Genomic DNA, 12,825 nt, shown 5'->3' with positions numbered 1-12,825 from the left:
TTACGGGCAGCAGTCCTCTTGCATTAATCGCTCTACGTACTCCAACCAGTGCAGGACAGGAATAGGAGAAAGTTGTTCTAACTGTAACCGACACCCCACGTTAGCCGTAAGGATAACCGACGGGTTTCCACCCAGGAGGTTTTTCATTTTCAATTCAAGGATCTTCTGGGAAATGTCTTTCTGAACTAAAGAGTACAGTCCTGCCGAACCACAACACATCTGGCTATCGGCAATAGGGGATAGCTTAATGTTGAGCGCCTTTAAAAAAGCTTCGACCCTCCCCTGCCCTTTCAAGCCATGTTGGGAAGTACAGGGACTGTGATAGGCTACCGCTCCAAGGCCGGGGGCTAACAAAAAAAGTCGCCTATCCCCTTTTTCCAAAATTTCAACAGGATCGAAAGTCCTGCTCGCTATTTTCAAAGCCTTCTGTCCATATTCTTTGTCATCCTTAAGCAATGAACCATACTCTTTAATCATTTGGCAGCAGGCAGAAGAACAAACCACGATGCCTTCCACCCCATCCTGCAGGGGCTTAATCCATAGATCGATATTCTTTTTTGCCTGGGCAACCGCTTTTTTCCTATTGGGTAAATGATAAGCCAAGGCTCCACAACACCCTTCTTTGGGTATATCCACAAGATCGATATCAAGCCTGCCGAAAAGGTGTCGCGCAGCCCTCAACACGGAAGGATAAAGCACGGGTTCAACACAACCTTTAAACAGGATCAGCCGTCTTTGACTTACCCTCCCCTTCCTCGCCCATTTTTCAAGGCGCACCTTTTCTTTTGAAAGGGGGGGAAGCTTACGGCGTAAGGCACCGGGCAAAAGGGGTCGCAGGAGATTGAAGATCCTTAAAAAAAAATAAAACTTCTCCCTATCGGCAATGCCATGGAGCAGAAAATTGAAAAGCAGCCTTTCCAAGAAGGAGCGTTTTAGGCTCTGTTCAATGATTTCTTTGCCTAAAATCGCGAGCTTTCCATATTCGACGCTTGAAGGACAGGCCGTTTCACAACCTTGGCAAAGCAAGCAGCGGTCTAAATGCATCTTTACTTTTTCTGCACTTAGCCTGCCTTCCAAGAAAGATTTCATTAAATAGATCCGGCCTCGGGGTCCATCCAATTCATCACCTAAAAGCTGGTAGGTAGGACAGCTTGCATTGCAATAACCGCAATGAACACAAGCCTTGATCAGCTTTCGAGCCTCGATGGCCAAAGGCTCTTTTTTAAACTTTTCTTCCAACCGCGTGTCCATGAAAACCTAACTTTCTTTTTTTTCAAAACTCCCCGTAAATCCTTCCGGGATTTAAAAGTCCAAGGGGATCAAAAGCTTCTTTTAGTCTTTTTTGCCTGTGCATGAGAGCCGAGGGCAAGGGAGAGCTGACCAGTTCCTCTTGCTCGTAAAGCCAGCCGAATCCCCCGGATTGGATGGCCCAAGAAAACATTTCTTCAGGCTTTTGTCCCTTTCCTCTCCACCATCTCTGGGCCCCTCCCCAATCGATGAACCACTCTCCATCCCAAGGAGGCAGGGCCGTAGAGGGAGGAAGAACAAACCGCCATAATCTTTCCGAAGAGGTAAAAAAAGGATGCGTTCTTTCTTTTACCGAGAGCCAGAATTGATCAGGATTGTCTAAAAGCTCCCCTCCGATTTCTTTTACCGCCCTTTTGACCGACTTTTCATATCCTGAAAATCGAACAAAGAGTTTTCCCTCATGAAAGCACCCGGCCGAGAGGGGAAGGGGTCGAGCCCAAAGGTTGGAAAAAAAACCTACCGCTTCCCCTGCCCCTTTTTCCAGGACAACGGTTATCGAACTCTCCGGCAAGGGAAGGACTTTAAAGGTAAGTTCCAGGATAATGCCCAGCGTTCCTTGGGATCCGGCTATAAGCCTGAACAGGTCAAAACCGGCTACATTTTTAATGACCTTACTCCCAAAGTTCAACACCTGGCCTAATCCATTGATGATTTTAACTGCTAAAAGATAATCCTTGAGCGATCCCCAGTAAGGCCTGGAAGGCCCGGAGAGCCCACAGGCAACCACTCCGCCCACCGTGGCTTCCTTTCCTAAATGCGGAGGTTCAAAAGGCAGAAATTGTCCCTGCTGCTTGAGAACTTCTTCGAGGTAGGCCACGGAAGTCCCGTTTTTAACCGTGACGAAAAGTTCAGCAGGATCGTATTCAATGATGCCCTTGTTAGCGGATACATCGAGAAGTTCGCCCTCCACTTTTCTGCCCAACCGGCCTTTTGTCCCTCCCCCGACGATTTTTATCTTCCTTTTTAAGCCGATCAATTCCCTTGCTTTATCAACGATCTCTACCGTCCTTGGCTCCGGCACCAACAGGGAAGAATTCATCCTATTCATTGGCTTAAAACCTTTCCAAACCGGGGAAAGGATCTTTTCCCCCATGGACATGCATCTTTCCCCATTCCGCGCAGCGATGAAGGGTGGGGATCGCTTTGCCGGGGTTCAGCAAGCAATGGGGATCGAAAGCCTTTTTTACTCTCTGGAACTGTGCAATTTCTTCCGCGGAAAATTGGGAACACATCGGGCCCAGCTTTTCTAACCCCACCCCGTGTTCTCCCGTTATGGATCCTCCAACCTGAACGCAAAGCTCCAGGATCTTTTCACCCATACTCTCCACTTTTTCCAGCTCCCCGGGGATGCTCTGATCATAGAGAATAAGGGGATGGAGATTGCCGTCGCCCGCATGAAACACGTTTCCCACCTTAAGATTATATTGATCGGACAGTTCTGCGATCTTTCCCAGCAAGTAACCCAGTTTTTTTCTCGGGATTGTCCCGTCCATGCAATAATAATCGGGTGAAATTCTACCCATTGCCGGAAAGGCTGATTTCCTGCACTTCCAAAGGCGCATTCTCTGGGCGTCATCTCCAGAAACAATGATTTCATCGGCTCCCGCCTTAGTCATTATATGCTTAACCCGTAGGCTCTGCTCTTCAACCTCTTCGACCATCCCGTCGAGCTCGCAAAGAAGGACGGCTTGAGCTGAACTCGGGAGAGTTTCAGGAACAAAAGACTGAACCGCATCGAGGACAAGCTTATCCATCATTTCAAGCCCGGCGGGAATGATTCCCGAAGAAAGGACAAGGCTGACGGTTTGGGCTGCCTTGGCTACGGCGTCAAAACAACCTACAACAAGCCGGGCAGACTCCGGCTTGGGAAGCAGGCGCAAAGTCGCCTCGACAATTATTCCAAGCAACCCTTCCGAGCCGACTATCAAGGGCAAAAGATCGTAGCCTGGACTCTCTGCTGCTTTTCCTCCAATGGATAATATTTCTCCTTCCATCGTGATCAATTTCAGTCCGAGCACGTTGTTGACCGTCAACCCGTACTTTAAACAATGTATTCCTCCCGCATTCTCGGCAATATTTCCTCCAATCGTGCACGCCAGCTGGGAGGAAGGATCGGGAGAATAATAGAGCCCGTAAGGAGCTGCTTCTTGGCTGACCCGAATATTGGTCACCCCCGGCTCTACCCTTGCCGTTCGATTTTGAGGATCGATTTCCAATACCCGGTTAAGCCTAGCAAGGCTAAGCACCAAGGCTCCTTCGATCGGGGTTGCCCCTCCTGAAAGCCCCGTTCCTCCTCCCCTGACAACGAGGGGAACCTGATAGCGGTTACAAACCTCCACTACGGCAAGAATCTCCTCGATACTGTCTGGGATCAAGACGGCCAGGGGCAAAGCTCGAAAAGCGGTGAGCCCATCACACTCATAGGCGGTAAGCCTCTCTGGATCATAGATCATTTTTTTTTCATCAAACAGGGCCAAAAGAGACCTTATCAACTCGCTTTGTTTGGGCATACTTTTTATCCGCTTATCCCTAATTAATAGCAATGTAGTGAAATTCTCTAATACATTCGTGGTTTTTACTCAAAGCTAAATTAACGAAAATGATCCACTTCTGGAGAATTTAGCCAAGCAGGAGGGCCTCAGCCGTCGGGCGGCTTCATTTTGGGGGAATGGCAAAGAAACCGATCTTACAATCTTGAGAACCCTTGTTTTTTCGATATTTTTAAACTAGAAATGATCATGGAGGCTTCCTTCAGCTCAAAATGGAAAATTTATAGGTTTTGAAAATGATGATGCATTTGTTGGCCCTCTTTTTTCTCCAGGTAGTCAATCCTTCCGAGAAGGATTTATACACAAGAAGCACATTCCAAGGGCTTATCTGCATTGTACTTCTGTTGATCGGCAGTGCCGTGGCTTCTTACTACGCGGTTTCCCTTTTCAAATGGAGAAAACTAAAAACAAAACCCGATATCCTCAGCCTTTTCCTATTTTCTTTTTTCGGCCTATGCGGTCTTCTAGGCATGCTTTTCTGGAAACCCCTGCCTGAAGATTATCGTTGGGTCGGCCTTTTAGCGGGAGTTTCCCTCTTGCTTCTCCTTGCCAAGAAATTTGCCCCAAAAGCCATCCCTCCCCAACTCTTGCCTCCTATTCTTGTTCCCTCGGCTATCGTGACCCTCCATTACCTGGTTCATGAAAAAATCGAGTTTTTGATCGTTTTCTTCGTTACCCTCTTTACTTTGGGAATAATTAAAGAACTCAAGGATTAAAAATTTTTCTCCTTCCACCCAATGCCGAATACCGTTTTAGGAATGGTTTTGCAGCAAAAGTCGGCCGTCCACCCCTCCTCCCATCAACACCTCCCAAGATTTTAAGCCCCTTCTTTCAATCCTGGAGCTGTTCATAGGCTAGAAGGGTAAGAAAATCGATAAAGTCTCTGCTCAAAACGACCTCTTCAAGGATCTTGTCCGCCTTGTCCAAAAAAGGAAGAGGGCTAAGAAGTTCTTTTTCTTCCGTTTTCCAAGAAAGGAAAATCTCTTTGTCTAGAGGGATCTTCGAATCCATTTCAGCTCCAAGATGAATCCATTGCCAAAGCTGGCTGCGGGCTACTTCAGCAGAAGAACCATCCTCCTTCACATTGGAGATCTCCACTGCACCTTTGCCCGAAAACCATGAAGAAAGGTAACGCAAAACTAAACTCAGATTGTTTCTTACCCCCGATTCGGTGATTTCTCCACCGATTTTAAAGTTGAGCAAGTCCCTGGCACAATCTATGGATTTCTCTCCGTAGGAGTGCGCCTCTGCGGGGCGGCGCTCGATCGAGTCCTTAATTTCGGCCTTGACAACGGGAATGAGCCGGGGATGAGCAACAATGTATCCATCGACACCCAGGGAACTGGCTCGGAGTTGTTCCTCCCTGATTTTATTGAAAATTTCCAGGTTGTCCCGCTCATCAAGAGAGGCCATAAGCGGCACAAGTTCAAAGAGGGCCAAGGTCCCTCTCTTATGGCAGCTCTGTGCCAAAAGATCCAAGGAAGCTTTCAGGAAAGGCGCTTCAATAGTAATTTCAGACCTATCGGGAAGGAGTGCTATCCTCTGGTTCCTTAGTTTCCTTATCACGCTAAAGACGTAATCCCTGGGCTCGAAGACCATTGCCGCCACGTAGTTCTTCAAGTTGTAAAGGATCTCCTCTATTTCAAAGGCCGCTGTAATCGTTTCAAGGATAATCGTGGCTCTTATCGTCCCAGGATGTAAAGAAAAGGCATTCTCGGCAAAAGCAAAAAGGGTTTTCCAAAACTCCGCTTCGTATTGGTTTTCTATTTTTGGAATATAAAAAAAAGGCCCTCCTTGTCTTTCCGCAAGGATCTTCGCATTATGAAAAAAATAGAGGCCGAAATCAAAAAAGCATGCCCCGATGGGTTCACCATCGACATGAACATGTTTTTCAAAAAGATGGATTCCCCTTGGTCTTAAATGAAGGACAGGAAGATCGCCATCCCCTCCGGCCTTCTCTTCTCTCAAAAGATTGTATAAATTGAGTTGGCTTTGGATCACATTTTTCCAGGTGGGAGATAGGCCATCTTCTAAATCGACAATAATCCCTGAAGCCTCTTTCCAATCACCGCCAGAAGGGATTTGATCCTCTGCCCCGGTGATTACTTCTACCTTTCTTTCTCTCAAAACAGGGGGAGGGGCTGAAACTTCCCATTTTTCTTCGCGAATAGACAGGCTACCGGAAAGAAATCCTAAAGAGGCGCCTTCGTTTAAAGACCGCTGCGTTTTCTTTCTTCTTTCCAAGAGTTCCAAAAGAAGTCCGTTAAACTGCCGGTGAAGGGAGCCGATAAAACGTAAAGCCTCGTAACTTAGAACCTTCTCCCATTCCTTGTTATAAGAGCCTATAATCGTTATGCCCGAAGGGGTTGAATAAATGCTCATCGGTTATCTCTCTTTTCTTCCCATGATAGTTTCATAAACGCGCTCAAAGTAAGCTGCCCCTACTTCCTGTTGATGGTTAAAGGCGCTGAAGCCCTGCGTGGCCGCCCCCCTCTCCTTTTCTTGAAACTCAGCATAAGCCAACAATCCCTGCTCCGCACAGGCATGAGCCAATTTAAAGCTACCATAACACAATGCATGGAAACCCGCCAAGCTTATAACCTGTAACTTATAGCCCAGGGAAAAAAGCTCTTTTTGAAAATTACGCAGCTGTTCCTCTTTCATCTCTTCTTTCCAATAAAAAGAAGAGGAACAGTTATAAGCAAGAAGCTTTCCCGGAAAAGCCCGATGAAGGGCTTGAGCAAAACGGCCGGCCCTTGAAAGATCGGGCTTGGAACTTTCATACCAAATTATATCCGCATAGGGAGCATAGGCCAAAGCGCGGGCTATGGCCAGATCTACTCCTCCCTTTATCGCATAGAGTCCCTCCTCTGTCCTTCTCTCGATAAATTGCCTATCCCTTTGGTCTTCTTCCAAGGCCGATAAAAAGGATGCCCCATCGGCATCCGTCCTGGCTATGATGAGGGTAGGCACCCCGGATATGTCGGCAGCCAGCCGGGCTGCTTTAAGCTTGTCGATCGCTTCCTTTATAGAAAGCAAGACTTTGCCACGCATATGCCCGCATTTCTTGGCCGAGGGGTGCTGGTCTTCAAAATGGACCCCGGCAACTCCCGCTTCGATCAACCACTTGGTCAGTTCAAAGACGTTGAGTATACCTCCAAAACCCGCTTCGCCATCCACGATAATAGGCACAAAGTAATGGAGGGCTCTTTTTGATTCGGCAAAATCTATGGCATCGGCCCTCCGCAGGGAGGCATTGATCCTTTTGACGAGCAGGGGCATCGAATTGGAAGGGTAAAGGGAAAAATCCGGGTACATTTCCCCCGCTTCGTTGGCATCCGCGGCAACCTGCCAACCCGAACAATAAATAGCCTTAAAACCGGCCCTGACCATCTGGACAGCTTGCATCCCTGTCAAGGCTCCAAGGGCAAAAACCGGCTCTTGCCGCTGCAACAGCTCCCAAAGCAATACAGAACCCTGCTTAGCCAAGGTATGTTCGATGGCCATCGAGCCGGATAGCCTGATTACATCTTCCGGCGAATATTCCCTTATTATCCCCTTCCACCTCGGCGCATGGGCCCATTCCCGGGCTAACTGTTGTGCTTTATCCAGCATATTGCATCGTTTAAGGATCAATCGATCACGATTAACTTAATATCGCCTTCTTTCTTGAGAAGTCGAACTCCGACATTATGGGGATAACGGGTAAGTTCAATGTCGATTTTCCAATCCCTTGCCTTCAGGTCTTGGATGACGACTTTATCCAGGAAATCGGGCAGACGGGGTTCATCAAATACAATTTCATTTTTAGTCGCATCGATTTTTAAACCCATGGCCGATTGCAAAAGGATAAAAACGGCTCCACTTGACCAGGCATGGGGGGAGCAGGCTACCGGGTACAAGGTTGGACCTTCATCTCCCCTTCTTGCCAATCCCCCGAAAAGCTCGGGGAGACGCTGGAGATCGAAAAAAAGGGAAGCTTCGAAAAGGCCCTTGAAAAGCTTCATCCCCATTTCTTTCATCCCATAAGACATCAGCCCGGCTGCAATAAAAGCGGTGTCAAAAGGCCATACCGAACCATTATGATAGGAAATAGGATTAAAACGAGCCTCCCCCGCTGCCACCGTCCTAATGCCCCAACCTGTAAAAAATTTCTCGCTCATGAGGAGATTGCCGATTTGCTCGGCCCTCTGGGGATGGGCAATGCCCGTATAAAGACAAAGTCCAGCATTGGAGGCAAGGACCTTGCATTTTTCTTTTCTTCCGTCCAAGGCCAAGGCATAAGAGGAGAGTTCATCCACCCAAAATTCTTTTTCGAACTTCTCTTTGAGTATTTCGGCCTCTTTGAGAAGCCTGTCGTGAAGCGAATGAAGACCGAGGACAGCCGCAAGGTCGGCAATTTTCTTTTTTGCGGCAAAGACAAATCCCTGCACTTCGCAAAGGGCAATGGGACCGACGGGGAAGGATCCATCTTTGTGAAAAATCGAATCAAAGGAATCCTTCCAACCCTGGTTCGTCAGTCCCCTCGAACTTTTCCTGCGGTATTCCACAAAACCATCCCCGTCGATATCCCCGTAACGATCTATCCAGAGGAGAGCCAGCTCGATATTCGGCCAGATCTCTTCGATGAATTTTCTATCCACCGTCCGCTTGTAATATTCGGCGGCCAAAATAAGGAAAAGACAGGTGGCATCGATGCTCCCGTAATACTTTCTGAAGGGGATTTCCCCAAGGTTCGCCATCTCTCCTTCCCTGCTTTCATGGAGAATCTTTCCCGGTTCGGCATCCGCCTCCTCGGAAAAGTCCTTGGCTTGGTTGGCTGCAAGAAAAGACAACACTCCCTTGCCCAGTTCCGGGGCAAGCCACAAACACTCCAAGGTCGTTATAATCCCATCCCTGCCAAAAGGGGTGCAGAACCAAGGAACCCCGGCATAGGGAAAAGGGCCATAGGGGGTTTCGGAGATGAGCATCAAAAGATCCGATTTTGATCGATTGATCCAACTATTAAACTGGCTGTTGGAGGTCCATATCCTGCCCCATCTCTTTTCCGATTCCATATAAACGTGAGTGGATCTCAGGGAAGCTTCTTCATGGCTTAAAAACGAGGGAAACATTCTTTTTTCATCGCTCTGGTAACATTCCACGTAGAGATGGATGATCTTTTCCTTCCTGGGTACAAGATCAAGGCAAAGGGCAGCGGAATTTGAACTGATCTTTAAGGGTTGAGGATCGAAAAAAAGGCGCGTCTTCCTCAGTATTCCATCCAACCCCAGGTATTGAAAGAGAACAGCATCCTTTTCGACAAGGGGTTCCATTAAATTTCCCCTTTTTTTTCTCTTGCTTCCCCTGACTTCAAAAAGATCGACAAAATCCGCGTTGAACTTGTATAAAAGGACAACCTGGACAGGTCCTTCGCCGTAATTGCAAACGGAAATCTCCTCGTAAAGACAGGATTCCCAAATGAATTTCGACCGGATAATGAGCAGGGTCTGCTGGCGGATGATCTTTCCCTCTTTTTCTATTTCCGGGTTGGTAAGATCGATGCTAAAAAGCCCGTTGTCTTCTCGAACCGTGGAACTGAGGAAAAGGGGCAAGCTTTTTTCAATAAAGAGCACACTTTCGTTGAGATGCCTTGTTCCCCTGTAATAAATCCCTTGGTCTCCTAATCCCAAGGGTTGGATATCTCCCCTCCGGTCAAAAACCCCAAAGGTCTCATTATGTTTTAAAACACGCGTTCGATCGTCCGCAAAAGGCGAACAGACCCTTACGTAATAAGTATCGCCGATTTGGATAAAATCCCTTCCCTCGTTTAAACCTAAAGCCTTATCCATAAAGAAGTTTACTGTATATCGATAAGTAAGATTGTGCCATTTTGCTCGCTGTAAAGTGATTTAACACATGTTTTAGGCAATCTTTTCTGTCGATCCGATCGATTTGCCTTAATTTTTTTACCCCTTCTCCAATTGAATCGATAATGTAACCGGTTTTGCCATCAACAACAATCTCCGGGACCGACCCTTTTCTCCATCCTATGACGGGTGTTCCACACGCCATCGATTCGATCATAACAAGTCCGAAGGGTTCAGGCCAGTTCACGGGAAATAAAAGGGCATAGGCTTCTCCCAAGAACCTCTTTTTTTCTTCGTCCCCGATCTCTCCTATGAATTCCACGGGAGCTTTTTTAAAAAGGGGCAAGATGATTTCCCGAAAATATTCCTTGTCCACTTCGTCCACCTTGGCCGCAATTTTTAGATCCATCCCCGTCAACTTGGCTATTTCAATCGCCCTATCCACCCCTTTTTCCGGGGAAATCCTGCCCACAAAAGCCAGGTACTTTCCTCTTTCCGGGTAAAAGGCGTAGAGATCTTCAGGAACACCATGGTAAACCGTTCCCACCCAATTGATCCAGGGCAAATAGGAACGCTGGGAATAGGAAATCGAAACAACGGGGATCCGATCGAAGTGCCTGTAAAGAATGTCCAGGTCGGGAAGATCGAGCCTTCCATGAAGGGTTGTCAGGTGCTTTCTTGTACAGCGGTTTGAAAAGGGGAAATGGAGAAAATCGATGTGGTAATGGATGATATCGAACTGTTCCATGCACTGAAAGAGCTTTTCGAGCATGATGATGTGATAAACCAAGGGATCTTTCTTCTGTTTTTGCAGTCGCAACGATTCCTCTATGGGAGCGATGAGCCTACCTTTTGTCAGGGAATCTCCGCTGGCAAAAAGGGTGACTTCGTGGCCTTGGGCAACCAACTCCTCGGTAAGATAATGAATGACTCTTTCTGTCCCTCCATAAAGTTTTGGAGGAACCCTTTCGTATAAAGGAGCAACCTGGGCGATTTTCAAAGAAATGCCTCCTTTTTCAAATTCCGCTCTTGAAATTCAAAAATTCAAAAAAAGAAGCACCCTCGAAAAAAACCGGATCAGATCGTTAGGGAACGCTATTTATTATAAAAAAAAAGAAATACTCTTTCAAATCAACCCTTCTTCTTACAAAATGCAGGCATGACTATCGAAGGATTCCTTCAACAAATGGGATTAAAAAACATCGATCAGCTCTACTTGGATCTTACCCCGGCCGCCCTATACGAACATGCCATCCGAAGACACGAAGCTTTGCTTTCCCAATCCGGCTCCCTCGTTTTCCACACCGGCCAATACAGGGGAAGATCTCCCGAAGATAAATTCATCGTTAAAGATAAAATAACGGAAGGTTCCGTGGACTGGGGCAAAATCAACAAACCGTTTGATCCTTTTGCCTTCAGCCGTCTCAAGGAAAAACTCTTCCTCTATTTGCAAAACCGCGACCTTTTTGTCCAAAGATGCCATGTGTGCGCGGATAGCCATCACCGGGTCAACCTCTGGGTCCTATCCGAACAGCCCGTCTATTCCCTTTTTGCAAGAACGCTGTTTCGAACGGAAAAGAAAGGAGAAAAAAAAGAACCCTTGCTCGCTGACTATATTCTCATCCACGCCCCCGGTTTCAGGGCCGATCCCGAAGTTGATCACACCCATTCGGGTGCTTTCATCATCATTAACTTCAGCGAAAAATTAATCCTGATCGGGGGAACGGGATATGCCGGTGAAATCAAGAAATCCGTTTTTAGCTTGCTGAACTTTCTTCTTCCCCAAAAAGGGGTATTTCCCATGCACTGCTCGGCCAATCTCGGAAGCAACGCCGAGGATACGGCCGTTTTTTTTGGGCTGTCCGGAACGGGTAAAACCACCCTCTCGATCGACCCGACAAGGAGACTGATCGGGGATGACGAGCATGGGTGGGATGAAAAGGGTATTTTTAACTTTGAAGGAGGATGCTATGCCAAGATTATCGGCATAAGCGAAGAAAGAGAGCCTGAAATTTATAGGAGTGCCTTGCGTTTTGGGACCTTGCTGGAAAACGTCATTATCGATCCCAAGACAAGGGAGATCGACTTTAATGACAGCTCCCTAACCGAAAATACCCGTGCGGCTTTCCCCATAGATTATATCCCTCGGTCGTGGCCTTCCCAGTGTGCAGGCCATCCCAAAAACATCATCATGCTCTGTTGCGATGCCTTTGGACTACTTCCGGCCGTTGCCAAACTTACGACCGACCAAGCCGTTTCCTATTTCCTGTTGGGTTACACCTCCAAGATCGCCGGGACCGAAACGGGGATAAAAACACCCACGGCCGTTTTCAGCCCCTGTTTTGGCTCTCCCTTTCTTCCCCTTGCACCCCGAGTTTACGCCCGGCTGTTCAAGGAAAAAATCAAGAAGCATAAACCGGATATCTGGCTTGTCAATACAGGGTGGACAGGCGGCGAATACGGGATAGGCCGAAGAATTCCCCTTGAGATGACCCGCCAAATCGTCCGTTCCATCCTCGATGGAAAGCTGGCCAAGGCCGAGTTTTCCAAGGAACAATACTTTGAGCTTCTTGTTCCCCAATCCCTGGAAGACATTCCCCTGGAAATCCTACGGCCGAACCTCGGCTGGAAAGACAGGGAAAGCTACGGCGCAAAAGCCCAACAGCTCAAGGAACTGTTCCTAAAAATGAGCTCAGCCGAATCGGTCTAATCCTATCCTTCTCATCGGGTTTTTTTAAGCCAATGAACCCAAAGTCGATCATAAGCGAAAGCCTTTTTCAGAAAGAAGGCCGGTTTAAGACCCCTAGAAACCACTCTCGACTCCCGAAATGCCGGCTCCCTCTCCTCATCCAGGCTATTGCCTAGAGAAAAGAGAAGTTGCCAGAACACCACCCTCATCCCGGCCGCTTTTTCTTGCTCTTAGAGGGGCAGAGCCAATGCAGTCGAGCCCCTTCCCCTAGCTTTTTGCCTTATCTCAACCGCTTCCTTGGATGAGGAACTTCACCCCGGTACAACCGCCTATTGCTTCCTGTGCAAATTGCCTATTTAGCCCACTGCACAAGATGGAAATGTTGTGTAATTTTCTTTGGATTCGGAAAGCATTCCGAAAAGCCAGGAAC

9 protein-coding genes are annotated in these 12,825 nt (G+C 47.6%); 2 read left to right on the top strand and 7 right to left on the bottom strand.

Annotation, left to right across the window (positions count from 1 at the left end):
- Genes glcF through MINF_RS04005 form a run of 3 tightly spaced genes read right to left on the bottom strand, consistent with a single transcriptional unit; the run spans position 1 to position 3,818 of the window.
- The gene (gene glcF, locus MINF_RS04015; RefSeq protein WP_012463234.1) at positions 1-1,251 is read right to left on the bottom strand and encodes a glycolate oxidase subunit GlcF; all 1,251 of its coding nucleotides are present in this window, start codon (positions 1,249-1,251) and stop codon (positions 1-3) included.
- Positions 1,252-1,273: 22 nt separating this feature from the next.
- Positions 1,274-2,356 carry a glycolate oxidase subunit GlcE gene (gene glcE, locus MINF_RS04010; RefSeq protein WP_238523545.1) on the bottom strand — a complete coding sequence of 361 codons (1,083 nt, stop codon included), beginning with the start codon at positions 2,354-2,356 and terminating at the stop codon, positions 1,274-1,276.
- A gap of 4 nt (positions 2,357-2,360) precedes the next feature.
- The gene (locus tag MINF_RS04005) at positions 2,361-3,818 is read right to left on the bottom strand and encodes an FAD-linked oxidase C-terminal domain-containing protein (protein ID WP_048810142.1); all 1,458 of its coding nucleotides are present in this window, start codon (positions 3,816-3,818) and stop codon (positions 2,361-2,363) included.
- A 275-nt stretch (positions 3,819-4,093) separates the two neighbouring features.
- Between MINF_RS04005 and MINF_RS04000 the strand changes: the two genes are divergently transcribed.
- A complete protein-coding gene (locus tag MINF_RS04000; RefSeq protein ID WP_238523544.1) occupies positions 4,094-4,573 on the top strand; it encodes a hypothetical protein in 480 nt (159 codons plus the stop codon).
- Positions 4,574-4,688: 115 nt separating this feature from the next.
- Here the strand turns inward: MINF_RS04000 and MINF_RS03995 are convergent, their stop codons facing one another.
- Genes MINF_RS03995 through MINF_RS03980 form a run of 4 tightly spaced genes read right to left on the bottom strand, consistent with a single transcriptional unit; the run spans position 4,689 to position 10,706 of the window.
- A complete protein-coding gene (locus tag MINF_RS03995) occupies positions 4,689-6,239 on the bottom strand; it encodes a malate synthase (RefSeq protein ID WP_012463229.1) in 1,551 nt (516 codons plus the stop codon).
- A 3-nt stretch (positions 6,240-6,242) separates the two neighbouring features.
- Entirely contained in the window at positions 6,243-7,472 is a 1,230-nt protein-coding gene (aceA, locus tag MINF_RS03990) for an isocitrate lyase (protein WP_048810457.1), read from the bottom strand.
- 17 nt (positions 7,473-7,489) lie between these two features.
- Positions 7,490-9,688, bottom strand: coding sequence for an amylo-alpha-1,6-glucosidase (locus MINF_RS03985; protein WP_012463227.1), 2,199 nt, complete (start codon positions 9,686-9,688; stop codon positions 7,490-7,492).
- A complete protein-coding gene (locus MINF_RS03980; RefSeq protein WP_012463226.1) occupies positions 9,681-10,706 on the bottom strand; it encodes a glycosyltransferase family 4 protein in 1,026 nt (341 codons plus the stop codon). Before MINF_RS03980 ends, MINF_RS03985 begins: the two co-directional genes overlap by 8 nt.
- A 159-nt stretch (positions 10,707-10,865) precedes the next feature.
- On the opposite strand from MINF_RS03980, the gene pckA reads away from it, so the two are divergent.
- Positions 10,866-12,416 carry a phosphoenolpyruvate carboxykinase (ATP) gene (pckA, locus tag MINF_RS03975; protein ID WP_012463224.1) on the top strand — a complete coding sequence of 517 codons (1,551 nt, stop codon included), beginning with the start codon at positions 10,866-10,868 and terminating at the stop codon, positions 12,414-12,416.
- The last annotated feature ends 409 nt before the right edge of the window (positions 12,417-12,825 follow it).

This window comes from Methylacidiphilum infernorum V4, from assembly GCF_000019665.1.
Taxonomy (GTDB): Bacteria; Verrucomicrobiota; Verrucomicrobiia; order Methylacidiphilales; family Methylacidiphilaceae; genus Methylacidiphilum; species Methylacidiphilum infernorum.
Note: the sequence above shows the minus strand (reverse complement) of the source record. Positions and strands in the feature narration are given on the sequence as shown.

Excerpts from the sequence above, each read along its gene's own strand:
- aceA (WP_048810457.1), bottom strand. The coding sequence starts at position 7,472 with ATGCTGGATAAAGCACAACAGTTAGCCCGGGAATGGGCCCATGCGCCG.
- MINF_RS04000 (WP_238523544.1), top strand. The coding sequence starts at position 4,094 with ATGATGATGCATTTGTTGGCCCTCTTTTTTCTCCAGGTAGTCAATCCT.
- glcE (WP_238523545.1), bottom strand. The coding sequence starts at position 2,356 with ATGAATAGGATGAATTCTTCCCTGTTGGTGCCGGAGCCAAGGACGGTA.
- pckA (WP_012463224.1), top strand. The coding sequence starts at position 10,866 with ATGACTATCGAAGGATTCCTTCAACAAATGGGATTAAAAAACATCGAT.
- MINF_RS03995 (WP_012463229.1), bottom strand. The coding sequence starts at position 6,239 with ATGAGCATTTATTCAACCCCTTCGGGCATAACGATTATAGGCTCTTAT.
- MINF_RS04005 (WP_048810142.1), bottom strand. The coding sequence starts at position 3,818 with ATGCCCAAACAAAGCGAGTTGATAAGGTCTCTTTTGGCCCTGTTTGAT.
- MINF_RS03985 (WP_012463227.1), bottom strand. The coding sequence starts at position 9,688 with ATGGATAAGGCTTTAGGTTTAAACGAGGGAAGGGATTTTATCCAAATC.
- glcF (WP_012463234.1), bottom strand. The coding sequence starts at position 1,251 with ATGGACACGCGGTTGGAAGAAAAGTTTAAAAAAGAGCCTTTGGCCATC.